A 22,682-nucleotide genomic window follows, 5' to 3' on the forward strand; every position below is an offset into this window, starting at 1 on the left:
TGGTCTGCCTGGTTTGCTTTTTCATAATTTTATTAAAACACGGGGATGCACAATGTCTTATTCATCATTCAAACAGGCCATTTTACTGCTGGCTGCCAGCGAAATTTTGTTGGATGCGCAAACCAAAGCGCAAATCCGCACCGAAAACATGCCTACTTCTTCTGCCGGTTTGCCTGCGGCGGATCCAGCCGGAGCGGCTGTTGCCGCAACGCATTGAAAAGCAAAGCCTGCCGCCGCCCAGGCAGGGTCTATGCGCCAAGATAACTCCGGCGTGCTTTTGCACGCTTGCCGGCCTTTCTTTGCACGTGAAACAGAATATGAAAAAAATCATTGGGATAGTTGCATTAATCGGGTTGAATACCATAGGCATTCAAACGGCCTCAGCGAAAATCTACACCTGCGTGATCAACGGCGAAATAACCTACACCTCGCGCCACACGGGCAATTGCGAGGCTGCCAACCTGCCGCCCATCGGGCGTTACAGCAGCAGCCGCTATGATGCCCCCCAAGTCTATACACCAGGCGCAGCGAAGCCCGAAGTGAAAAAACAGCAGGCTGCGGTTAAACGCGAGCCCGTTTCAGGGCAAGCCGCATCGGTGCCTGCGAAATACACGCCAGCCGCAGTTGCGCCCGCCCCCAAACTCTCAGGCAGCAACAGCCGCCGCAGCATACTCGAACAAGAGTTGGCCAACGAGCGCAAAGCACTCTCCGAAGCGCAACAGTCGCTCACTTCCGCCCGCACCGCCAAAGGCGGCACCATTGACCAGCAGCAGATTACCCAACTACAGGGCCATGTGCTCGACCGCCAGCAGAATATCCAGGCATTACAGCGCGAATTAGGGCGTATGTAGGGTTTGGATTGGCACAATATATTTCAGACGGCTCAAAAAAGGCTGTCTGAAATATTTTCAGCTATGAAGCATCTCTGCAAAACCGGCTAAGAGCCTGAGTATTGATTGCGCCATCCCAGACAGGGCTCGTCAGTCAATCCGCTTTATTTCCGTTACGGCGTTACCACGCTTCAGCCCGAAGAAAAAGCTTTTGCAAGCCGCCCGAGCAGCCATAGTTCTCTATTGCCTGTATTGTTTCCAGCCTGCTGTCGGGTAGCGGAAAATAAAGTCAATTCACGCTCACCATATTGCCCGCCGGCTGAAAATAAACACAAGACGGGAAACTTGATACACAAACAGCATAAAGCGGAACAACGGCATCATGATTTTCAAACGGCCTTAACCAGTTTTACAGACTGGCGGTTTAAAAGATACTGCAGTGTTCGATAAAGCAATCTCCGGTGCCAACCGCTTCGATTTCGGCAACACTCATGCAGAAAACACCGATTTGGTTGTATTCGGCAACCACAGCCGCAGCGGCGATACCAAACTTGCCGCCAAAAGCGTTGCCCTGATCGGCAGCCACCGTTTTGAAAATCTCGAAATCAACAGCGAAGATTTGGCGGTGATCGGCGATATCGATTCAAACGGCAAATTTATCCTTAATGCCGAAAACACCCATATTTCAAACGGCAGGGAAATTGCCGCCGATTTTCCGCAGCAGGTGTCTGAACATCCGGCAGGTGAAAACGGGGCAGAAGCAGCGGCAGAAACACCCGTTGAAACCCCTTTTGAAATCCCCGCCGAAACACCAGCTGCCGAAGCCGCCGCCCTCCAAATACCCGGTTTGTTGGAAGAGGCCGGTTTCGATTGGGATGATGCAGAAACCGGGCCGCAAGGGCAGGCCGCTCTTGGCAGCCATTATCAGCCCCCAACCGAGCAGCCCGGTTTGAGCTTATCGGAAGAGCCGGTTTTGCCCGAAAACCCGGTATACCCGGATATTCTTCAGCCTGAAATCCAAACCCCAATTCAAGAAAATCCCATCATTTGATTAATCAAACAGGCCGTCTGAAAAACGTTCAGACGGCCTTTGGAGCTTTGTTATGAATAGAGAAAAAGTCGAAGGCTATGTTTTCATTTTGCTATTTATTTTTTCTATTTACTCCGGCGACCGGCAATTTTTGTAATTGTGTAGCAGGGTGGTCATTCGTTTCGGGTGTCTGCCGGCATAGATTCGACATTCTGGCCTGAAAGGGCGGGTATGAGTTTGTACAACTTTCAAATAATGCCGGCCCGGGGCCCGGCATTATTGCGCAGGCCGTCTGCAACCGGTATGGTCGTCCGCTTTGAAATATCCGCGGCATCGGCCGGGCTTGCCTTATGCTTTGATGTAATGCCTACGGCCTGCCAGGATGCGCCTTTCTGTCACCAAAAACCTGATGACGCACAACGATGTGGTGATTGTTGCCACCGTGTCGGCAATATACGGTATTTGATAGGTTTTCCGTAAAACAGCTTTCAGACGGCCTTTGTTATAATATCTGTTTTGTTTTGTGAAGCTTAAAAGGCCGTCTGAAAATGTCTGAACCGCAAATCATTCAATATGCCGATTCCCCTTTCAAACTGCACCAGCCTTTCCCGCCTGCCGGTGATCAGCCCGCCGCGATTGCCGGCCTGCTCGAAGGGCTTTCAGACGGCCTTTCCTATCAAACCCTGCTCGGCGTAACCGGCTCGGGTAAAACCTATACCATGGCCAACGTGATTGCGAAAAGTGGCCGCCCCGCCATCATCATGGCGCACAACAAAACGCTGGCGGCGCAGCTTTATGCCGAGATGCGTGAGTTTTTTCCCGAAAATGCGGTGGAATATTTCGTGTCTTACTACGATTATTACCAACCCGAGGCCTATGTTCCATCGCGCGATTTGTTTATTGAAAAAGACTCTGCGATTAATGAACACATCGAGCAGATGCGTCTTTCTGCCACCAAAAACCTGATGACGCGCAACGATGTGGTGATTGTTGCCACCGTGTCGGCGATATACGGTATCGGCGATCCCACCGAATACCAGCAAATGGTGCTGTCGGTGAAAGAGGGCGGCAGCATCAGCCGGCACGACATCATTTCCACCCTGGTTTCCATGCAATACGAGCGCGGTGAAACAGATTTCAAGCGCGGCTCGTTCCGAGTGCGCGGCGATGTGATTGATGTTTACCCCGCCGAAAGCTCCGACAATGCGCTCAAAATCAGCCTGTTTGACGATGAAATCGACCGCTTGGATTTGTTTGACCCGCTCACCGGCAGCCAGGTGCAGCGGGTAGGGCGTTATACGGTGTTTCCCGGCAGCCACTACGTTACCCCGCGCGAAACCGTGTTGCGCGCCTGCGAATCCATTAAAGAAGAATTGCGCGAACGCACCGCTTTCTTCACCCGGGAAAACCGCCCCGTGGAAACCCAGCGCATCGAGCAGCGCACCCGCTTCGATTTGGAAATGCTCTATGAAATGGGCTTTTGCAAAGGCATCGAAAACTATTCGCGCCACTTTTCCGGCAAAAAAGAGGGCGAGCCGCCGCCCACGCTGATGGATTACCTGCCCCCGAACACTATTCTGTTTATTGATGAGAGCCACGTTACCATCGGCCAAATCGGCGGAATGTATAAAGGCGATGCCAGCCGCAAACAGAATTTGGTCGATTACGGCTTTCGCCTGCCTTCTGCGCGCGACAACCGCCCGCTGAAATTTCACGAATTTGAAAAAATCATGCCGCAAACCATCTTTGTTTCCGCCACTCCCGCCAAATACGAAGAAGAGCACGCCGGCCGGGTGGTCGAACAAGTGGTGCGCCCCACCGGCCTGGTTGATCCGCAAATCATCATCCGCCCCGTTGCCACCCAGGTAGACGATCTGCTCAGCGAAATCAACGAGCGCACCGGCAAAGGCGAGCGCGTGTTGGTCACCACGCTCACCAAACGCATGGCCGAGCAGCTCACCGATTATTACAGCGAGCTGGGCATCAAAGTGCGCTACCTGCACAGCGACATCGACACCGTTGAGCGCGTTGAAATCATCCGCGATTTGCGCTTGGGGCTGTTTGACGTTTTGGTCGGCATCAACCTGCTGCGCGAGGGTTTGGACATTCCCGAAGTGTCGCTGGTGGCCATACTCGATGCCGACAAAGAAGGCTTCCTGCGCAGCCATCGCAGCCTGATCCAAACCATAGGCCGCGCCGCCCGCAACGTAAACGGCGTTGCCATACTCTATGCCGACAAAATCACCGACTCGATGAAAGCCGCCATCGAAGAAACCGAACGCCGCCGAGAAAAACAGATGAAATTCAACGCAGAACACGGCATTGTGCCGCAGCAGATCAATAAAAAAGTGAAAGACATCATCGATGGTGTGTACCACGATGATGCAGGCAGCGGCAGAGGCCGTCTGAAAGGCAAAGTGAAAGTGGGTGAAATCCACACCGAAGAAGACGCGGTTAAAGAAATTACCCGTTTGGAAAAACAGATGCAGCAGGCAGCGAGGGATTTGCAGTTTGAAGAAGCGGCGGTGTTGAGGGATAAGATTCGGGGGATTAAAGAAGGGCTGTTGTTTGGAGCGGAGTAGGGTTTGAAGTAGGGTTTATTGATATTCAATTAATAAGAGAGTTGGAAAATGAATGTTTGAAGGACATTATCAGATGGCAGAAGGGTTTTGATATCAAACCCTCGGAAGGAATTGATTGATAAACCTGAAAGGGTCGTGTCCGGTTTTGGTAGAGCAGTTTGTGGTGGTGCACCCAAAAGGGGTAAAAGACAATTCTTTATTTTAATAGAACAAAAATCTTCGGCAGGAGAAGCAAAGTGCCCTATTTGCGGGAAAAAGACATATTTTATAAGGGCAACAAACGGAGGGAGCTTTTGGTGTGATGTTTTGGGTATCCCCTGGACACCGCATCCTTGTATGAAATATGAAAAATACTCAACAGAAGTTAAAAGGTTGGAAAGCAACAATTTAGAGCTGATTGGTGCGGTATTTAAAGTTATTACACCTGATCGATGGGAAAAGCTTAATTTGGTTTATGTAAAAACATTGAATGGAAGCCTTAAGATTGTTAAAACAGAATACTCTGGCGTAAAAGGTTTATTGGGTATGATTTGCGGAGTTATGGATACTGGTATTTTTCCTATCGGAAAACCTGAATCTTCAGTAAGATTATGGAAAAGAAAGAGATTGGAGGATAGCCTATATGACGATGATATTGATGAGCTGCATATACTTAAAAAACCTGATAATAAAAAAGGCCGAGAGAAATAACCAAACAAGATGTTATTGATAAGTTAATTGACTATTTGGATATAATTTTTACAGGAATGATGGATGAGAAACAATTTTTCTGTTTGCTGCATAATCAGCCATTAGGTTTCAAAAGATTTTTTCTAAATGATATTAACATTATCAGTTTGTTTGATTGCAATTTAAAATTCAAATACAAAAATACTGCGAGAGGATTGGATAAGTTGAATGCAGTTAAGTTAAATATCAAAAAGCAAGCAGGTATTAAAAAGCAAGTATAAGGTGTGCATCTTTGGGGCACACACTTTTCTTTGGATTTTCGTTACCGTGTGTCGGGCTGGGTTGCCATATTATTTCCTTCACGTTTCCGTTCCCCGCGCTCAAGGCCGTTGAAGGCGGTGTCGGGCCGGTACGGCGGTGCCAATGCCGTCCATCGCCCGTTCGAAAGAGGCCGGCAACGTTGTGCCGCTATCCTGCAACGCCGTTTCAAGGCGGAAAAGCCAAATGGGAAACGGGTAAGGGCTGCCACGGAGCTCAATAATGCGGGGGAGGGGTTGTATCTTTCTTCGCTGATGGATTGGTTCAACAAGGCAATCATCGGTTGCCGGGTTCGATGCCGGTGGGGAAAAGCGCAACTGTTGCCGCTGACGGACTGGTTTAACGGAGAAATCATCGGTTGCTGAATCCCACAACCCGGCGCTGTCGATTCGGTCGGTAAGATATTGAAAGAAGCATTTAAGCAATCAAGATAGTATGTGCAAGTGTCAATGCCGTTGATGTATTCTTTCGGCAACAACCAAGCCGTACCCTGCTTTTGTAGGGCATTTTTCTGTTTGGTATTGTTAATTTATGCTGTTAATCCGTAACGGGTTTTGTCGTATTCCGTTTGGTTTTTCAAAATGTAGAAAGCGATGGTTACCAGCTTTCGCATAATTGCAACAATAGATGAGTTTCGGCGGTTTTTTCCCGGCTTTCAGACGGCCGATAAAGGCGGGAAAGGCGTTCATGCGGTAGGCGGCCAATGCGGGCATGTATAGGGCTGCCCTTAAGTCGGACTTGCCTACCTTTGAAATCCGTTCTTTGCCGTTTACGCTTGTTCCCGGCTGATGCCGTTTTGGACCCAAACCGAAATAGGCGGCCAGTTGGGCAGCGGTATCAAAGCGTGATGTTATGGTCGAGAGCAAAACGGCGGCGGTGTTTTCGCCTATGCCTGTGATGGTTTTCAGGCGTTGGCGGTTTTTGTCGTAATCGGGATTGGCTTTGTAAAAGCTCTGCAAGTCTTTTTTAAGCGTCTGCAAATAGCGGCTCAAGTAGTCTATCGTTGCCTTTATGTGCCGTTTCAAGTAATTGGGGGCTGTTTGATACTTGGTCAGTTCTGCCGCCCGTTGTTTTTTGATGCGAGCTATATAGCGGGTCAGTTCCTGAAGCTGTTTTTGTTCGGACGGCTGCGGCTGCCATGTTTCGGGGTTCATGGCCTTGCAGTAGCGGGCGATGAGTTTTGCGTCTTGTTTGTCGGTTTTGCTTCTTTGCAATACGGCGTTTGCGAAGCCTTTTATTTTTCTTGGGTTGTCCACGCTCATTTTGTAATGGCTGTTGAGATATTCGGCCGGCGGTCTATAGCAGGTTCCCGTTGCTTCGCAGCAGCAGTGCAGGCTTGGGTTGGCGTTATGGCCGTTTAGCATGCTTTCAGCTCGGCTTAACCTGTGGGGCTGTTTCCGAATCGGTGTTCGTAAAAAAAGCCGTCTGAAATCAGACGGCAGTCTATGGTTACTTTGCTCACGTCTATTCCCAAGTACATGGTGTTTTACCTTATCAATGCGGGCTTTGCGCCTTAGATAGTGTTCAAGCTTGATGATTGGGGTAAGCCCCCGCTTCAATCTTTGGGACATGTTTTGAACATCGGCCGTACTTGCGAAGTCGGGGGCTTTATGCCTTTATGGGGCGCTGCCCCAAACCCCGCAATTCCCGCAGTTTCTGCCGCTGATTGGGCGGCGGCTGAGGCAGATTTTCTCAATTCCACACCCAAATCGGATAAACTCAAACCGCTGCCGTTTTCAGACGGCAACGTACCGAGACCGCGCCCGATACCCTTGGCAACAGAAGAAATCGCACCACCCCCGGCAAATTATCCAATGTGGCTCCTGCCGTCATAACGGCATGATGCGCGGCACCCAAGTCATTACCTTGTTTAATCGAACTTCCCAATTGTTCAGAATAAATATCAACGGCCTTTGAAGCTGCACTGCCGACTGCACCCGCAATAATTGCGGCACAGGCCGTCTGAGTAATTTTTGACGGCACTTTTACCTGATTGCCGTATTTTGTCGGCACAACTTGGGTCATCACGGCGTTTGTTGCTTCTTCATGCGTTTGATGGCAGATTCGGCCTACCTGATAACCCATGACTGCACCTTAGCCTACAGAGTCTGCACCGCGTTTGCCGATGCGCACGAGCGCAAAGGCAATAGAGATGCCCACTACCACCGCGCCAATCGCCAAAACGCCTGCTTTCAAACCGCTGATTTCGGTTTTGATGGTTTCCAGCAGATTGGCATCATCGGCCAATGCAACGGCAGGCATGGCGGCCATTGTGGCAACGGCCAAGCCTTTGTACATTTTGTCTTTCAGGTTTTTCATGATTTTTTCCTTTCAAAGTTTAGTAAGTAAAAACAGGTTGGCAGTGTTTAAAGGGTCAATTCAAGGCACACCGCCCAGGCCCTGAATCTTTGTTCAGCTTTCGTCAGAGTAGTAAACGTGGTCTTTAAAAGCACACGGGAATACGCGCACGGTCAAGAGTTGGTTTTGCTGTAACTGCCGTCATCGTTTTTGCGCTCTCTCACCATCATGCGGTGGTCAAAGGCGGCGGTCATGTAAATGCCTTGAACGGGCGGCTGCGGGGTTGGGGTTTTGTTGCTCATGGCTTTTCCTTTCTTAAGGCCGCTTTCCGATAATTCCGCGGTTCAAAAATGCCCATTTGGGGCTGATGGTTTCACTTAAAACGATGTTGTAATTCTCTTCGGTTATATCGGGTATCACCAATCCCCTGACTTCAACGGCATATCTTTTGAGATACGGCCCAACGGCCACACCCCGGTTTTGCAGCTTGCGCCGCCATCGGGCCGAACCGGCAGAGCGGAACGAAAAGTTTGATGTGGCAATCTTCCAAAGGCTTTTTTTGTCAATGGTGGTGCGGATAAGCCTATAGCCCTTGTCTTCGGGAAAACGACTGTCAATATGCTTGGCAATGTACTTGGCGACATAATGCGACAAACCCTTGCTGTTGGTTTTGACCGGCAGCAGTTCGGCGCGGCCGAAACCGTATCTGCCCACGTTTTCGCGTATCCGCTTCCAAAGCCGGCGCAATGCGGGGTTGGCACTTTGGTAGCCACGGGCGGCGGCAAAGTTCAGCCCTCGCCGTATATCTTCACGGGTGTTTACGATTAGGTGGAAGTGAATACGGCCTTTCTTGGTGCGCCCATACACGCAGATGCAGTGTTTGAAATGTTTACTCAGAAAGTTTGTGCGCAGACTGTGAAAGCGGCGGCCGGCTTCTTTTACGTCCTGCACGTCATCGGCAAAGGTTAGAGTTAAAAAGCCGACATGGTTTAGGCCAAATGTTTGTATGAATTGGTGTACGTTTAATTCCAACGCGGTTGCAGATTTCTTGTGCGAAGTCGAAAACACATTCAGTTTTGCGCTCTCTTTTGCCGCTTCGCTTTCAAACCTTTCATGAAATTTTGGCAATTGCTTGTTTTTACTGCCTTTCATGCCTGCAGCATGATTCCCGATGCAGTTGTTACTATTAAGACAAGAAAGCGCGCCGCGCTTCGCGCTTTGCGCCGCTACGGCGCATACATCACAGACGCAGCCCAAAACGCCCGAAAAAGCGGACGTTTGGCGGTACTGGCGGCATTCGGGGCAGCAGCGGGTACTCATGGACACACCCCCCGCTTCAATCCAAGATTGGCCGCCTAATTTGCAGGCCGGCAAAGCCAAATCGTGATGGATTTGGCCGGCAAACCCAAAACCATGCGGGCATGGGTTTGCAGGTTCGTTTTTTGTGAGCATGATTTTTCCGGCTTCGATTAGCTGCAGATTCCAACCGCCGCCGAAACGGGCGGGGTCGGGTTTGGTTCCGTACGTTCTGCACGCCATCTCAAAACCCCTATACGGCCTATGTGTTTTAAGCTGAAACATCATCGTATAAATACGCTGCTCCTGCTTAACAGCATCTTTCAGGCTTTTGGCCGTTCTGGTCGGAAGTTCGCTATAAATTCCATCTTTTCCGGTTTTCCGAACCGCCAGCCTGCCTTTGTCATAGGTAGCAACTTCGCACAAAGTCGGACGGTCGGAGTTACCAATACGCACATAAATATTTCTCATCTCACGAATCCTTAAATAATCAATAAATTAATAAAATTATTATAATTAAAACCCCGCTTTTGCCATCATAACAGTCAATCAGTTTCTTAACGGCCATACGCCCGAATGTGTCGGCTCCGGACAGGGTTTTATTAGGCGGGACAGGGTTTCGTATAGGAAAATTGACGGTTTGCAGGCAAAGCAATCATGGTTCGACTCACGGAATACGCGGACGGTGCAGGATTTGGGAAAACGTTCGGGTTCGGGCGTGATGGTACGGCAGGCTGATGACATTTGAGACCCCTTTCAAAAGTCGGTTGTTCCGATTTGTAAAGGAGTAGAATGTAAAAATACACCCCTTTTGTTGGGGTGCAATATATAAGGCCGTCTGAAAAACCGATACTGCATTCTGACCAAGGTTGGCAGTATCAGATGGATTTTTATCAAAAGCAGTTAAAAGACAAAGGATTAGTGCAGAGCATGTCCCGTAAGGAAAACTGTCTGGACAATGCGGCCGTGGAAAGCTTCTCCGGCATGTTAAAGTCGGAATGTTTCCATACGCGCAAATACGCTTCCGCTGCCGAACCGGAAGCGGCTTTGCGCGAATCTATCCGTTACTGCAATCATAATGGGGTTAATTGGAATGAAAAGGATTGAGTTCTGTGCCATACAGGATTCAGGCTTTGGGAGTCGATTGGTTAAGCTGTCCAACTTTTTTGGGGTGAGTTCAGCTTGACCAAAGCCGTGCTGGCTTGGGTGTTGGATTTACTGAAAGGGTAAAGATGGCAGAGTTGGACTTAAGCCGGGATATTTATCGGGCGGCCTACACTATTGAAGACAGTGTGGATGTGGAAAGAAATTTAAAAGACGACAACACCATAGTGTTGGACTTCGGGGAAATCAACGTCATCATTGACGATTTTCAAGCATTGGATATGATGCGGAAACTCGCCGCATTTTTTAATTATAAACTGGTGGATTTAGATGCTTGAAATCAGCTTAGATGCCAGTCAACTCGAACACGGTCTCAGCCAACTGTTGAAAAACGCCACCGACACCCGCCCCGTGATGCGTGCCATCGCTACCGAAATGGTCTCACTCACGGAAGACAACTTCGAAAGTGAGGGCTGGGGTGGGCAAAAATGGAAGAGAAGCCGGCGCGTTGCCGACAACGGCGGCAAAACCCTGCAATTATCCGGCCGGATCGCCGCCGGCATCAGCACCCAGATCGGAAACGGCTTTGCCCGTATCGACAGTAATAAAAAATATGCCGCCATCCACCACCTAGGCGGCCAAGCCGGGCGCGGCAGGAAAGTCAAAATCGAGCCGCGCCCCTACCTGCCCATCAACGGAGCAGGACAACTGCAAAAAGGAGCAGAGTCTGCCCTGCTCGACATCGCCCTAAAATCCCTCAGCAAAGGATTGTGAGCATCAAAAAACGGGCCAAATCAGCCCGTTCATTTTTATTTCACTGTGTGCAACAGCATTACAAATCCGCCATCCCACATCAACCCAACCAGTCCCGCCTAATCCCATTTATCTCACAGACCACTATATATTTATCTCACTTGGTTTCAGCGGAAAGCGCAAAAAGTGCAAAATAATAGAACAGCATGAAATGACCGGCCGTCTGAAAGTTTTGGATTGCTTTCAGACGGCCTTGTGTTTTGCCGGCTGTGCGCTGCGCAAACGCGGCGCGATAGTGAAATCCTGTTATTTCTGTTAGGGTTTTGCTGCGCTTTGTCTTGCCGTATCTGTAGCGGCTTGCTGTTTTTGCACCGGAAAGGAAGTGGATTCACGGCAGCCGGCTTGTTTAAAATCAGTAATCAGCCGGCGGGCGGAAGGCAGCAGGCGGGTGAGAGCGGGCGGGCACCGCTGCCGTTACTTTAAAATAGGCGATAAACGGTTATGGATTAGCAGTTTTCCGATGCGCGGGCAAAAAAAGGGGTGGCATACAGCCACACCCAAACACACACACATCAAGAGGAAAGAGATGAAAAATAAAACTATTGTTTTTCGGGGCTTTTGCCTGCCTGGCGTTTCACCCAAAAAAATAAAACCGTTGCGATAACCATCACTAAGATAATGGTTAATAAAGATAAAATGCCGACAGGCGATTTAAACAGTTCGCTTAAGAGTTCCATCGTTTGTGCCCCGATTGGTTTGTTATTCAGTTTAGGTGCGATTATAGGTTAAAACGGTTATCCGGCTTTGACACAGGTCAATCTTAGCAAAACCGGCCCGGGAAATCTGTTTGGCAGAGTCGGCGCGGTGCGGGGAAGGGAGGGGTTATCATGGCGGTTTTCGGTATCAATGAGCGGTAGAGCCAATCTAATCTAGAATCTAAAATAATGACAATAATAACGGCACCGCCCCACCTTGGTTTAAAGAAAACGGTTTTGTCAGCCGCGAAAGGGCCAGTAGAAAATCGGCGGTGCGCCATTTGGGCAGCCTGCATTCCGTTGCCTTGTCGTTATTTTGAAGTGAATGAGCTATCATGCCGGCTTATTGCCGATGCCGTCTGAAACCGATGGATATTTATGAACAGCCTGATTACCCTGATTTTGATTCTGCTGCCGCTTTGTCTCGGTTTTTTTATCAATCTGCCGAAGGTTTATCTGAACATTATCGATAAGGCACTGGCCTGGTTGGTGTATGCGGTTTTACTGCTGATCGGTGTGTCGCTCTCGCAGGTGGAAAATCTGGGCGCTCAAATCGACACCATTATCGGGGCTGCGGCTTTGCTGTTTGTGTGCGTTATCGGCCTGAACCTTGCGGTGTTGGTGTGGTTCGACCGCCGCTATCCGTGGCAGAGTGCAGCTGCAGGCAAAAAGGCGCGGGTGGGCGTTGCCGGCAGCGTCAAACAGATAAGCTGCGTGGTGTCGGGTTTCTTGGCCGGCAGAGTCTTGCAGGATAATTGGCTGCCGCCTGAGCGTGCGGGCACTTATTGCCTGATGCTGCTGGTGTTGCTGGTAGGCATACAGTTGCGCAGCAGCGGCATCACGCTGCGCCGGGTGCTGATTAACCGGCGCGGCGTGCAAACCGCAGTTTTAACAACCGTGTCTTCGCTGCTGGGCGGGCTGCTGTTTGCCGCGCTGATGCCCGGAGTGTCGTGGAGCCGGGGTTTGGCGCTTGCGTCCGGTTTCGGCTGGTATTCGCTCTCGGGCATTGTGATAACCGAGGCCTACGGCCCCGTGTGGGGCAGCGTTGCACTGCTGAACGATTTGGCGCGCGAGTTTTTCGCTTTGGCATTTATTCCCGCGCTGATGCGCCGCCACCCGGGCGCGGCGGTGGGTGCGGGCGGCGCCACCAGCCTGGATTTCACATTGCCGGTGATTCAAAGCTCAGGCGGGTTGGAGATGGTGCCGCCGGCCATCAGTTTCGGCTTTATCATCAATGTTGCCGCTCCGTTTTTAATGGTGTTTTTTTCGAGCGTACACTTTTAGCGGGGCGGCTTGCCGCCGTGTGCTTAATTTGGCACAATGCGCCGACAGTTTTTTGCAGCAACAGAGATTCAGCATTTCACATTATAAAGAACACGCCATGCCGCCACGCCTCAGACGACACGAAAAAATCATTGCCCTTGTGCGCGAACACAGCTTTATGCCGATCGAACAGCTCGCCCGCGAGCTTGATGTTACCCCGCAGACCATACGCCGCGACATCAACCAGCTTTGCGAAGAAAACCTGCTGCGGCGTTATCACGGCGGCGCCACTTTGGGCGAGAGCCTCGAAAACGAAGATTTCAACACCCAAAAAGCCAAGCTGCAAAGCGAAAAAGCCCATATTGCCGATTTGATTGCCGAGCATATTCCCGATAACGCCTCGCTGTTTCTCAGCATAGGCTCCACCATCGAAGCGGTGGCGATGGCTTTGGTGAAAAAGCGCAAAAACCTCTGCATCATCACCAACAATATCCATGTGGCGGCCATTGTGTCGGGGCGCAGCGACTACACCGTGATTATCACTTCAGGCGTGGTACGCCCGATAGACGGCGGCGTAACCGGCGTGGCAACGGTGGATTTTATCAACCAGTTTAAAACCGATTATGCCGTGTTGAGCGCATCGGGCATTGATGCAGACGGCTCGCTGCTCGATTTCGACTATAAAGAAGTCAGCGTGATGCAGGCCATGATTGCCAACGCCCGCATCTGCTATCTGGGCGTGGATCACAGCAAGTTCGGTCGCAACGCGCTGGTGCGCATAGGCAGCATCAGCGAATTTGATGCCGTGTTTACCGACCGGGGGCCCGATGAGGCGATGTGCAAACGGCTGGAAGAAGCAGGCGTGAAATGCCTGATTGCCGATAACGCAAAATAATGAAAAGGCCGTCTGAAAACGCAATATGGTTTTTCAGACGGCCTGTTGTTTCTGTTTGCCGTTCTATTTCAGAACCACCGCTTAAAAGCCCCAGCGTAGGTTGCGTATGGTGCCGATTGCCTCATTAATCACACCCAGGCCGCCCGAAGTGGTGCGCATGGTATCCCTGATGCCTTCGTGTTTGTTTCTGCGCTTTTGCTCCTCTAAAGCGATTTCCTCTGCCGTGTTGGTTCTTTGGCGGCGCTGCTGCTCCAATTCAGACCGGCTCAACTCGGCAGACATTCGGTTTCTTCCCGCCTTAATGGCGGCAGAATCATCGCCGATCGCCATATTGCCGGCAGAGTTCGGCGATGCGCAGGCAGCCAAAACACAAGCTGCAAATAAGGCGGATATTAATTTATTCATTGCTTCCACTCCTTTAAATGGAAAGGTTCGGTTGAAAACGAAACATCAGCTAAAAATCAGCGGATAAGGTAAACTCCGTTAAGCCCTTTATATGCGCGGTTGACGGCATCGGCCTCATCCATCATCTCTTCGCGGCGTTCGGCTCTGCGCTCAGCCCGCTCCTCCCGCTCTGCTTTCTGGATAGCGAGCCTGTTTTCATAAAGCTGCTGTTGCTGGGATTGGGAGGAAACAAAGCGTTGGTCGGCATAAGTGCAGCCGCCAAGCAGCAGCACGGCAGCGAAAGCGGGGATTAACAAATTGTTCACAAAAATCTCCAAAAATAATTTTTCAAAAAATCGAAGAACTTTAATTTTTATATCTAGTTTAAAATAAAATAAAATAAAATAAAATAAAATAATGTAAATATATTGCCGGCGAATAGTCGGTTGCAATGACAATGCCTTTACAAATGCTTTGGATGCAAAATGCTTGAATGCCGAACACCGGGCTTCCCGCTTGCGCGGAAATGACAGCAGATAAATTTCTTGTGTTTTTGAAATGTTGCAAAGGCATCAGGCCGTCTGAAAAATCCTGCCTGATACAAACTTTTCAGACGGCCTGATACGGTATATTGAAATATAAAATTCAGAGCGGCCGGCCGTTTCAGACGGCTTGAATATTGGGAAAGGCCGGGCTGCCTGCATTTTCTCTTATACTTTAAACTATGCCCGGCAGCCCGAGTATGCCCGGCAGCCCGAGGCCTTGCAAAAATATCCTGCCGCCTGAAAAGCCGCAGTGCCGCTGTCGGCTTCACGATTCCGCTGCGCTGCCCCGCGCGGGCGGAGGCTTGGGAAGATATTGAAGCATCGATAAAACAAACACTTGGGCGACAAACGCTTGGTTTTCCGCCTGCGCGCCGATAGCGGCAGACAAATTTTTGTGTTGTTTTTTGAATGTAGGCAAGGCTCTTCAGGCCGTCTGAAAAAAGCCTGCCGGATGCAAACTTTTCAGACGGCCCGATACGGCGCGTTGAAATATAAAATACAGAGCGGCCGGCCGTTTCAGACGGCCTGAATATTGGGAAAAGGCCGGGCGGTTTGCATTTTCTCTTTACACTTTAAACTATGCCCGGCAGCCGTGGTTTTCTGCTCAAACAATGGTTTGGCAGTTTTTCGTATGTGCAGAAACCATGCGGTTTCTCCGTGCCTTTGCGGATTGCTGATAATGCCTGAAAATTTAGGCAGGGTTTTTCAGGCAAACGGGTAAAAAGAAAAATGTAAACAACGCTGCGGTTGCCTACCCAAAAGCCGTCTGAAATATTGGGTTTCAAACGGCATGATATGGCGTATCGAGGTATAAAATTATAGAGCAGCGGCCGTTTCAGACGGCCTGCAGACGGCTTGATGATGTTGGTGCAGCAACGGTTGGTCAGTTTATTTGCAGGGAAAACGTTGCGATATCCCTGCGGCTTCATGTTGGATTTCGGCTTGCCGTTTCTGCGCAGAAGCATTTACCCGTTGCAGTCTGCCGCGCCGCAGGGTTATTTTCTGCCTTGATGTTTGATGGCAGGCTGAAATAGGGCGGAGAAAATGCATCATCCCGCCGCGCAGGCAGTATAATATCCCCCATCATTCCGCATGCCTTTTTATCTTGCAACTTAAAACTTGAACCATGATGAACAAAGACCAATTCGCCGACAACCACTTTATCCGCACCATCATCGAAGACGACCTGCAAAGCGGCCGGCACAGCGCGGTGCACACCCGCTTTCCGCCCGAACCCAACGGCTATCTGCACATCGGCCACGCCAAATCCATCTGCCTGAATTTCGGTGTGGCTTATGTTTATGACGGCCTGTGCAACCTGCGTTTTGACGACACCAACCCCGAAAAAGAAAATCAGGAATACGTTGATTCGATTAAAGAAGACGTGAGATGGCTGGGCTTTGAATGGGCAGGCAGGCCGCATTATGCCTCCGACTATTTCGACCAACTCTTCGATTATGCAGTCGGCCTGATTAAAGAGGGAAAAGCCTATGTGGACGATTTGACCGCAGAAGAAATGCGCCAATACCGCGGCACGCTCACCGAGCCGGGCAGAAACAGCCCCCACCGCGACCGCAGCATCGAAGAAAACCTTGATTTGTTTTACAAAATGCGCGATGGTGCCTTCCCCGACGGCAGCAAAACCCTGCGCCTGAAAATCGACATGGCCTCGGGCAACGTGAATATGCGCGACCCCGTGATATACCGCATCCGCCGCGCCCGCCACCACAACACCGGCGACAAATGGTGCATCTACCCGATGTACGACTACACCCATGCCGTTTCCGATGCCATCGAAGGCATCACCCATTCACTGTGCACACTCGAATTCGAAGCCCACCGCCCGCTCTACGACTGGGTGCTCGACAATATTCCCGCGCCGCACCCGATCCGCCCGCGCCAATACGAATTTTCGCGCCTGGAGCTTTTATATTCCATCACCTCCAAGCGCAAACTCAGCCAGCTGGTTTCAGACGGTCACGTTTCCGGCTGGGACGACCCGCGTATGCCCACCATATCCGGTATGCGCCGCAGGGGCTACCCCCCCGAAGGGCTGCGCCTGTTTGCCAAGCGCGCAGGCATTTCCAAATCAGAAAACACAGTCGATATGAGCATACTCGAAGGCGCAGTGCGCGAAGAATTGGAAAATTCCGCCCCGCGCCTGATGGCAGTGTTGGATCCGATTAAAGTAACACTCACCAATTTTTCAGACGGCCTCACCCAAAGCCGCAGCGCACCGTTCCACCCCAACCACCCCGAAATGGGGGAGCGGGAAGTTCCGATTTCGCAAACCGTCTATATCGAAGCCGGCGACTTCAGCGAAAACCCGCCCGCCGGCTGGCAGCGTCTGACTCCCGGCGGCGAAGTGCGCCTGCGCTACAGCTATGTGATCAAGTGCAACGAAGTCGTGAAAGACGAAAACGGCAACATCATCGAACTCAAATGCAGCATCGACCACAACACCTTGGGCAAAAAGCCCGAAGGCCGCAAAGTGAAAGGCGTGATTCACTGGGTTTCCGCCGAACACGCCGCCGAAATCAAAGTGCGCCTTTACGACCGCCTGTTTACCGTTGAACGCCCCGATGCCGTGCGCGGCGAAGACGGCAATTATCTGCCGTTTACCGATTTTCTCAACCCCGAATCGGCAAAAGAAACCACCGCCTACGCCGAAACCGCCGCACTTGGCCTGCCTCCCGAAAGCCGCCGCCAATTTGAACGGCTGGGCTATTTCGTTACCGACCGCCGCGACCACCGCCCCGATGCCCCCGTGTTCAACCGCACCGTCAGCCTGAAAGACACCCGGCAGGAAAAACAGACCGATGGATAAACACAGGCCGTCTGAATGGTTTTCAGACGGCTTGCGGTCATCTATATTAATGGAATATTTAGTAATAGGATATTTCAGTTAGGGTGGAAATATTTGTTTGATGCGGTTTTGATAGGCTGTTGTCCGGTTTTAGCTTGCCGCATCTGCGGTGGCTGTTGATTGTCGTGTAACGCTCGGAGGCGGGGACTGTGGAGTGTCAATATGTTTGACACTGCCTGCTGAATTCTCTAAAATCTGATTCCGACAAAAATTTTGTCGTTCTTTCTGCCGTATCGGCAATCGAATCCCTAAGTATCTTTGAAATTTCGGACGCTCCGTTGCTGTCTGGTTTTCCGTTCTTGCCCATCATTAATACATTATTTCAATACATTATTTCTATTTTATGCACGTTTCCGAACTACAAACCCAACACATTTCCCGATTACTGGAAATGGCTGAACAGCATGGCATTGAAAATGCCAACCGTTTCCGCAAACAAGATTTGGTTTTTGCCATTGTGCGCCAGATGATGAAGCAGGGTGAATCGTTTACCTGCTCGGGTACGCTTGAAATTCTGCCAGACGGTTTCGGTTTTTTGCGCAGTGCCGACACTTCCTATCTGGCCGGCCCGGACGATATTTATGTGTCGCCCAGCCAAATCCGCCGCTTCAACCTGCACACCGGCGATACCATCGAAGGCAGTGTGCGTGTGCCTAAAGACAATGAGCGTTATTTTGCGCTGGTGCGTTTGGACAGCATCAACGGCGATAATCCCGAGGTGTGCAAACACAAAATTCTGTTTGAAAACCTCACGCCGCTTTTTCCTACCACGCAGTTCAAACTGGAGCGCGACATCAAGGCCGAAGAGAATATCACCGGCCGCGCCGTTGATTTGGTTTCGCCGATAGGCTTCGGCCAGCGCGCGCTTTTGGTGGCACCGCCGAAAACCGGTAAAACCGTAATGCTGCAAAACATTGCGCATGCCGTTACGGCCAATTACCCCGAGGTGGAGCTGATTGTTCTGCTGATTGACGAGCGGCCGGAAGAAGTAACCGAAATGTCGCGCAGCGTGCGCGGCGAAGTGGTGGCTTCTACTTTTGACGAGCCGGCGCAGCGTCATGTGCAGGTGGCCGAAATGGTGATTGAAAAAGCCAAGCGCATGGTGGAACACAAAAAAGATGTGGTGATTCTGCTGGATTCCATCACCCGGCTGGCGCGCGCCTACAACACCGTGGTGCCGGCTTCGGGCAAAATCCTCACCGGCGGCGTGGATGCCAATGCGCTGCACCGCCCGAAACGCTTTTTCGGCGCGGCGCGCAATGTGGAAGAGGGCGGCTCGCTCACCATTATCGCCACTGCGCTGGTGGATACCGGCAGCCGCATGGACGATGTGATTTTCGAAGAGTTTAAAGGCACGGGCAATATGGAGCTCAATCTCGACCGCCGCATTGCCGAAAAACGTGTGTTCCCCGCCATCAACATCAACAGATCCGGCACGCGCCGCGAAGAGTTGCTGGTGCCCAACGACCAGCTTCAGCGTATGTGGCTGCTGCGCAAGTTTCTGCACCCGATGGACGAAATCGAAGCCACCGAGTTTTTGGTGGGCAAGCTCAGAGATTCTAAAGACAACAATGAATTTTTTGAACTGATGCGCGGCAGATAACCATACAGGCCGTCTGAAAATTTCAGACGGCCTTCCGTCAACTAAGGCTTGAGGGCTTATGCAGACAATGAACTGGCAGCAACTGCTTTCTACCCGGCGTTTCCGTTTGAAAGACGGCGAAATTGTGCCTACGGTAACGCCCTCCACCCAGGAAGGTGCCGACGCGCTGCGCACCGATTTCCACATCGATTACGACCGCGTGGTGTTTTCGGGCGCATTCCGCCGTTTGGGGCGCAAAACGCAGGTGCATCCGTTTGCCGAACACGACCACACCCACAACCGCCTTACCCACAGCGTGGAAGTGGCCAGTGTGGGACGCAGCTTGGGCAACCGGGTGGGCGTGATGATGCAGGCCGGCGGCTTTCTGCCGCAGGGCAACACCCCGGGCGATATCGGCGCAGTGGTGCAGGTGGCGTGTTTGGCGCATGATTTGGGCAACCCGCCGTTCGGCCATACCGGTGAAGACGCGCTGCGCGACTGGTTCCGCAATCCCGCCCACAACCATTATCTCGAACCGTTGAGCGAAGCCCAGCGCAATGATGTGCAGACTTACGAAGGCAATGCCCACAGCCTGCGCATTTTGGCCAACCTGGAAATGTATCGCGGCAAGGGCGGTATGCGGCTCACGGCTGCCGCCATCGGCACATTGCTGAAATACCCGTGGACCACGCTAGAGCCCGCCGGCCGCAAAAAATTCAATATCTACCAAACCGAGCTGCCTTTTATCCGCCGCGTGGCCGAAGAATTGGGACTAATCGGGCAGGGCGGCGACCGCTGGGCACGCCACCCCTTGTCTTATCTGATGGAGGCGGCAGACGACATCTGCTACGCCCTGCTTGATTTGGAAGATGCGGTTGAAATCGGCCTGCTCGGCGATGCCGAAGTGGAAAGCATTTTGGCCGAGCTCACCTTCACCGAAACGGCGGGCGCATGGCAGGCGCAAAGCAGCCTGCAACGCTGCGCCATGTTGCGCGGCATGGCCATCGGGCGGGCGATTGAAGATGTGGCGCAAACCTTTATGACGCATCAGCACGATTTGCTCTCCAACCAATTTCAGGGCAGGGATCTGCTTGCTTTGTGCAGCCCCGAAGTGCAAAACACGCTCGAGAAAGCCAAAGAGCTGGCACGCACGCGCATTTTCCGCCACCAAAGCAAGCTGATGACTGAAATCGCGGCTTTTCCGTGTTTGGGTTTGATTCTCGACCTGCTGGTTCCCGCCGCTTATGCGCTGGTTACTCAGAGGCAGGTGAGTGCGCGCCAGTCGCTGGCTTTGGAGCTGCTGAAAAACAGCGATCCGGTTACCCGTAACGACAGTCTTTATGAAGCCTATATGAAGATTCTCGATTTTGTCGGCGGCATGACCGACAACGCCGCTGCCAAAATGGCACGGGAAGTGTCGGGTATCGGCATGGTGTAGTGGACAGGCATACAGATTGCGGTTGGTGCACGCAACACCGCCCGCGTCTGCAACCATCACAATCCGAACCTATCCACAAGCGGCCGGCGGTCGTCTGAAAAGCCGAAATGCCGCTACCGGCTCCGTAAGTCTGCTGCGCAGCTCCCGCGCAGGCAGAATCGGAATGAAAATACCGAATACCGGTTAAACAAATCTTGAAATGCCGAACATTGGAATTTATGCCTGAGGGAAATTGCGGCAAACACACTTTTGGCGGTGTTTTTTTGAATGTTACACAAGTTTCAGCCTGTTAAAACCCGCTTCGGCCGTCTGAAACCATCCGCCCCGCCCTTGCCTGCTTGGAGTATCTGTTATGGCTTTAACAACCCGGCACTTGGTTGAAGCAGGGACAGGGGGTAGTTTCAGACGGCCTTGATGATTCTGCAAAAATTTCGGCCTGTATTGATAACAAACTGCCGTAGGGTCGGACTCATGTTGGAATCATGGCAGCCTTGCCTTGCTTTGTTGCAGCGGCTGCCGTCTTGCCTGTTTGGGCGGGTTGGTTGTTGCCGAACTGCGGTGGCCGGCTTGGCCGGCCGCCCGAAAACATAAGCCGAAGCCGGTTGGGCACAATATTCAGGCCAACACGCCCAAAATCACGCTGTCGGCTTGGAATATGGCACTTGCCTTTTGGCCGGGATGCAGGTCGAGCTGCTCGGTGCTCTGCATGGTGATGCCCGCCGTAATCAGCGTGCCGCCGCCCGCATCCAATGTAACCACCGAGTTTGCCGCACCGCGTTCGATGCTGCTGATGACGCCGTTTAAGCGGTTGCGGGCGGAAAGTTTGATGTGTTCCAAATCGGTGGCGATAACGATGTGGGCGGATTTGACTAAAACAATCACGGGGCTGCCCACCGCCAGGCGCAGATTGTCGCAGCTTTCGCGGGTGATGGCGGCTGCCAGCTCCTGCCCGCCGGGCAGGGAGATGGTTACTTCGCTGTTTACAGCGTCTTGCCTGATGGTTTTCACGGTGCCGGCAAATTGGTTTCGGGCGCTGGTTTTCATGGTGGTTTTCCTTTTTCAGACGGCCGCCGGCCGCTTGTGGATAGGTTCGGATTGTGGTGGTTGTATCCGTGGCGCGGGCGGTGTTGCGTGCAGCAACCGTAATCTGTTGCCGTTTGACCGCTTCGCCGGGCAGGGTGGTAACGGGGCGGAATGGACGAAGCTGCTGTCGTCCAAGCTGCCGGTCAGACCGTGTTTATATCGGCAGACGCATATGTTGATACGGCCTTTCCCAACCGGCCGCACACCGTTTAGGGCTTTCAAGCGGGACACGGTCAAGCCGGGCTGTTGCCGTATTCTATAATAATCAGACGGGGCATGCGGTTGCTTTTGAGGCCGTCTGAAAGTTTGTTGGTCAGTCAAGCGGAGGCTGCGGCGGATACGGCTGCTTCAGACGGCCGGGCATCTGCCGCCGGCGAAGATGCGGAGCCGACCATAGATAAAGGCGATGATACCCAATCGATGCCTGGTGTCCAAACGTTTGTTCCGTGCGCAAAAGCAGATTGCGGCCAAGCTCCGCGTCAAATACTTCTGCCGCAGCGGGCCCTCCTGATTCCGGCATGGGCTGGCAGGCCGTTGCCGGCCGGCTTTTGCAAAAATACCTTAAGGCCGTCTGAAAGGCCTGAATACCGTTATTTCCGTGCCGGCAGAAAGCCAATGAATATTAATGAATATATTGAATGGTTGAAGCATTGGCGAAACCCATATTTAAGATGCGGAACGTTTGAACTCCCGCGCGCGGGCAACGGCAAATCAACTCTCTGTGATGCTTTTGAATTTGGTAAAGGTCTCAAACAATGCAGAGCCGGCTCGGTTGCCGTTTTAGGCGGCCTGCAAAACCGATCTTTCCGCACCGGAGCGCGGCAACGCCGCACTGAAACGGAGCAGATCCATTATAACTGCTGCCCCGTGCTTGTTTCAGCGGATCGTCCGAATAAGGAGTTTTCAGACGGCCTGTTGCAGATTGGCGGTTGGAAACTATGGATTATTCCCGTGATTAATGATATTTTCGCCTTAGCTTTGCTGCAGTAGC

Annotated in this window: 23 protein-coding genes and 2 pseudogenes; 15 read left to right on the forward strand and 10 right to left on the reverse strand. The window is 51.7% G+C overall.

Annotated elements, in window-relative coordinates; translation table 11 throughout:
- Positions 1 to 52: 52 nt before the first annotated feature.
- The 5 genes from H7A79_RS00965 to H7A79_RS00985 all read left to right on the forward strand — a co-directional run bounded on the left by H7A79_RS00965 (position 53) and on the right by H7A79_RS00985 (position 5,132).
- Positions 53 to 217: a hypothetical protein gene (locus H7A79_RS00965; protein ID WP_187000777.1), complete on the forward strand. Its 165-nt coding sequence runs from the start codon at positions 53 to 55 to the stop codon at positions 215 to 217.
- 100 nt (positions 218 to 317) lie between these two features.
- A complete protein-coding gene (locus H7A79_RS00970; RefSeq protein WP_187000778.1) occupies positions 318 to 851 on the forward strand; it encodes a hypothetical protein in 534 nt (177 codons plus the stop codon).
- A 418-nt stretch (positions 852 to 1,269) separates the two neighbouring features.
- Positions 1,270 to 1,881 carry a hypothetical protein gene (locus H7A79_RS00975; protein WP_187000779.1) on the forward strand — a complete coding sequence of 204 codons (612 nt, stop codon included), beginning with the start codon at positions 1,270 to 1,272 and terminating at the stop codon, positions 1,879 to 1,881.
- Between the two features lie 527 nt (positions 1,882 to 2,408).
- Positions 2,409 to 4,442 (forward strand): excinuclease ABC subunit UvrB, encoded by a 2,034-nt coding sequence (uvrB, locus tag H7A79_RS00980; protein ID WP_187000780.1) that lies wholly within the window; start codon positions 2,409 to 2,411, stop codon positions 4,440 to 4,442.
- Between the two features lie 111 nt (positions 4,443 to 4,553).
- Entirely contained in the window at positions 4,554 to 5,132 is a 579-nt protein-coding gene (locus tag H7A79_RS00985; protein WP_187000781.1) for a hypothetical protein, read from the forward strand.
- Between the two features lie 826 nt (positions 5,133 to 5,958).
- Here H7A79_RS00985 and H7A79_RS00990 read toward each other — a convergent pair.
- From H7A79_RS00990 to H7A79_RS01010, 5 genes and pseudogenes are all read right to left on the reverse strand, one after another.
- Positions 5,959 to 6,909: pseudogene (locus H7A79_RS00990) on the reverse strand (IS110 family RNA-guided transposase).
- 239 nt (positions 6,910 to 7,148) lie between these two features.
- Positions 7,149 to 7,514 (reverse strand): hypothetical protein, encoded by a 366-nt coding sequence (locus H7A79_RS00995; protein ID WP_187001756.1) that lies wholly within the window; start codon positions 7,512 to 7,514, stop codon positions 7,149 to 7,151.
- 9 nt (positions 7,515 to 7,523) lie between these two features.
- Positions 7,524 to 7,748: a hypothetical protein gene (locus H7A79_RS01000; RefSeq protein ID WP_187000500.1), complete on the reverse strand. Its 225-nt coding sequence runs from the start codon at positions 7,746 to 7,748 to the stop codon at positions 7,524 to 7,526.
- Between the two features lie 152 nt (positions 7,749 to 7,900).
- Entirely contained in the window at positions 7,901 to 8,029 is a 129-nt protein-coding gene (locus H7A79_RS01005; protein WP_281384923.1) for a hypothetical protein, read from the reverse strand.
- A 13-nt stretch (positions 8,030 to 8,042) separates the two neighbouring features.
- Entirely contained in the window at positions 8,043 to 8,984 is a 942-nt protein-coding gene (locus tag H7A79_RS01010) for a rolling circle replication-associated protein (protein ID WP_187001580.1), read from the reverse strand.
- A gap of 879 nt (positions 8,985 to 9,863) precedes the next feature.
- Here H7A79_RS01010 and H7A79_RS15145 point away from each other — a divergent pair.
- The 4 genes and pseudogenes from H7A79_RS15145 to H7A79_RS01025 all read left to right on the forward strand — a co-directional run.
- Positions 9,864 to 10,032, forward strand: a pseudogene (locus tag H7A79_RS15145) (IS3 family transposase); the annotation flags it as partial.
- Entirely contained in the window at positions 10,008 to 10,130 is a 123-nt protein-coding gene (locus H7A79_RS15150) for a hypothetical protein (RefSeq protein WP_434968549.1), read from the forward strand. The pseudogene H7A79_RS15145 and the gene H7A79_RS15150, both read left to right, overlap by 25 nt.
- Before the next feature lie 125 nt (positions 10,131 to 10,255).
- The gene (locus tag H7A79_RS01020; RefSeq protein WP_187000782.1) at positions 10,256 to 10,465 is read left to right on the forward strand and encodes a hypothetical protein; all 210 of its coding nucleotides are present in this window, start codon (positions 10,256 to 10,258) and stop codon (positions 10,463 to 10,465) included.
- On the forward strand, positions 10,458 to 10,901 hold the full coding sequence (locus H7A79_RS01025; protein WP_187000783.1) for a phage virion morphogenesis protein: 444 nt from the start codon (positions 10,458 to 10,460) through the stop codon (positions 10,899 to 10,901). Before H7A79_RS01020 ends, H7A79_RS01025 begins: the two co-directional genes overlap by 8 nt.
- 578 nt (positions 10,902 to 11,479) lie before the next feature.
- Here H7A79_RS01025 and H7A79_RS01030 read toward each other — a convergent pair.
- Entirely contained in the window at positions 11,480 to 11,617 is a 138-nt protein-coding gene (locus H7A79_RS01030; protein WP_135035102.1) for a DUF3149 domain-containing protein, read from the reverse strand.
- A gap of 396 nt (positions 11,618 to 12,013) precedes the next feature.
- Here H7A79_RS01030 and H7A79_RS01035 point away from each other — a divergent pair, with 396 nt between their 5' ends.
- Positions 12,014 to 12,919 (forward strand): LysO family transporter, encoded by a 906-nt coding sequence (locus tag H7A79_RS01035; protein ID WP_187000784.1) that lies wholly within the window; start codon positions 12,014 to 12,016, stop codon positions 12,917 to 12,919.
- Positions 12,920 to 13,016: 97 nt separating this feature from the next.
- Positions 13,017 to 13,793 carry a DeoR/GlpR family DNA-binding transcription regulator gene (locus H7A79_RS01040; protein WP_135035096.1) on the forward strand — a complete coding sequence of 259 codons (777 nt, stop codon included), beginning with the start codon at positions 13,017 to 13,019 and terminating at the stop codon, positions 13,791 to 13,793.
- Between the two features lie 81 nt (positions 13,794 to 13,874).
- Here H7A79_RS01040 and H7A79_RS01045 read toward each other — a convergent pair whose 3' ends face one another.
- From H7A79_RS01045 to H7A79_RS01055, 3 genes are all read right to left on the reverse strand, one after another.
- Positions 13,875 to 14,207, reverse strand: a complete 333-nt coding sequence (locus H7A79_RS01045) for an NGK_0946 family protein (RefSeq protein WP_377057408.1) — start codon at positions 14,205 to 14,207, stop codon at positions 13,875 to 13,877.
- A 47-nt stretch (positions 14,208 to 14,254) separates the two neighbouring features.
- A complete protein-coding gene (locus tag H7A79_RS01050; protein WP_377057410.1) occupies positions 14,255 to 14,629 on the reverse strand; it encodes a hypothetical protein in 375 nt (124 codons plus the stop codon).
- A gap of 358 nt (positions 14,630 to 14,987) precedes the next feature.
- On the reverse strand, positions 14,988 to 15,140 hold the full coding sequence (locus H7A79_RS01055; protein WP_187000785.1) for a hypothetical protein: 153 nt from the start codon (positions 15,138 to 15,140) through the stop codon (positions 14,988 to 14,990).
- Positions 15,141 to 15,848: 708 nt separating this feature from the next.
- Between H7A79_RS01055 and H7A79_RS01060 the strand changes: the two genes are divergently transcribed.
- From H7A79_RS01060 to H7A79_RS01070, 3 genes are all read left to right on the forward strand, one after another.
- Positions 15,849 to 17,549, forward strand: a complete 1,701-nt coding sequence (locus H7A79_RS01060; protein WP_187000786.1) for a glutamine--tRNA ligase/YqeY domain fusion protein — start codon at positions 15,849 to 15,851, stop codon at positions 17,547 to 17,549.
- A 382-nt stretch (positions 17,550 to 17,931) separates the two neighbouring features.
- Complete coding sequence (gene rho / locus H7A79_RS01065) at positions 17,932 to 19,191, forward strand: transcription termination factor Rho (RefSeq protein ID WP_135035084.1); 1,260 nt, start codon at positions 17,932 to 17,934, stop codon at positions 19,189 to 19,191.
- Between the two features lie 67 nt (positions 19,192 to 19,258).
- On the forward strand, positions 19,259 to 20,608 hold the full coding sequence (locus tag H7A79_RS01070) for a deoxyguanosinetriphosphate triphosphohydrolase (RefSeq protein WP_135035105.1): 1,350 nt from the start codon (positions 19,259 to 19,261) through the stop codon (positions 20,606 to 20,608).
- 615 nt (positions 20,609 to 21,223) lie between these two features.
- Here the strand turns inward: H7A79_RS01070 and H7A79_RS01075 are convergent.
- On the reverse strand, positions 21,224 to 21,652 hold the full coding sequence (locus tag H7A79_RS01075) for a TOBE domain-containing protein (protein ID WP_187000787.1): 429 nt from the start codon (positions 21,650 to 21,652) through the stop codon (positions 21,224 to 21,226).
- Positions 21,653 to 22,306: 654 nt separating this feature from the next.
- On the opposite strand from H7A79_RS01075, the gene H7A79_RS01080 reads away from it, so the two are divergent.
- The gene (locus H7A79_RS01080; protein ID WP_187000788.1) at positions 22,307 to 22,681 is read left to right on the forward strand and encodes a hypothetical protein; all 375 of its coding nucleotides are present in this window, start codon (positions 22,307 to 22,309) and stop codon (positions 22,679 to 22,681) included.
- The last annotated feature ends 1 nt before the right edge of the window (position 22,682 follow it).

Source organism: Neisseria musculi, from assembly GCF_014297595.2.
GTDB classification, from domain to species: Bacteria; Pseudomonadota; Gammaproteobacteria; order Burkholderiales; family Neisseriaceae; genus Neisseria; species Neisseria musculi.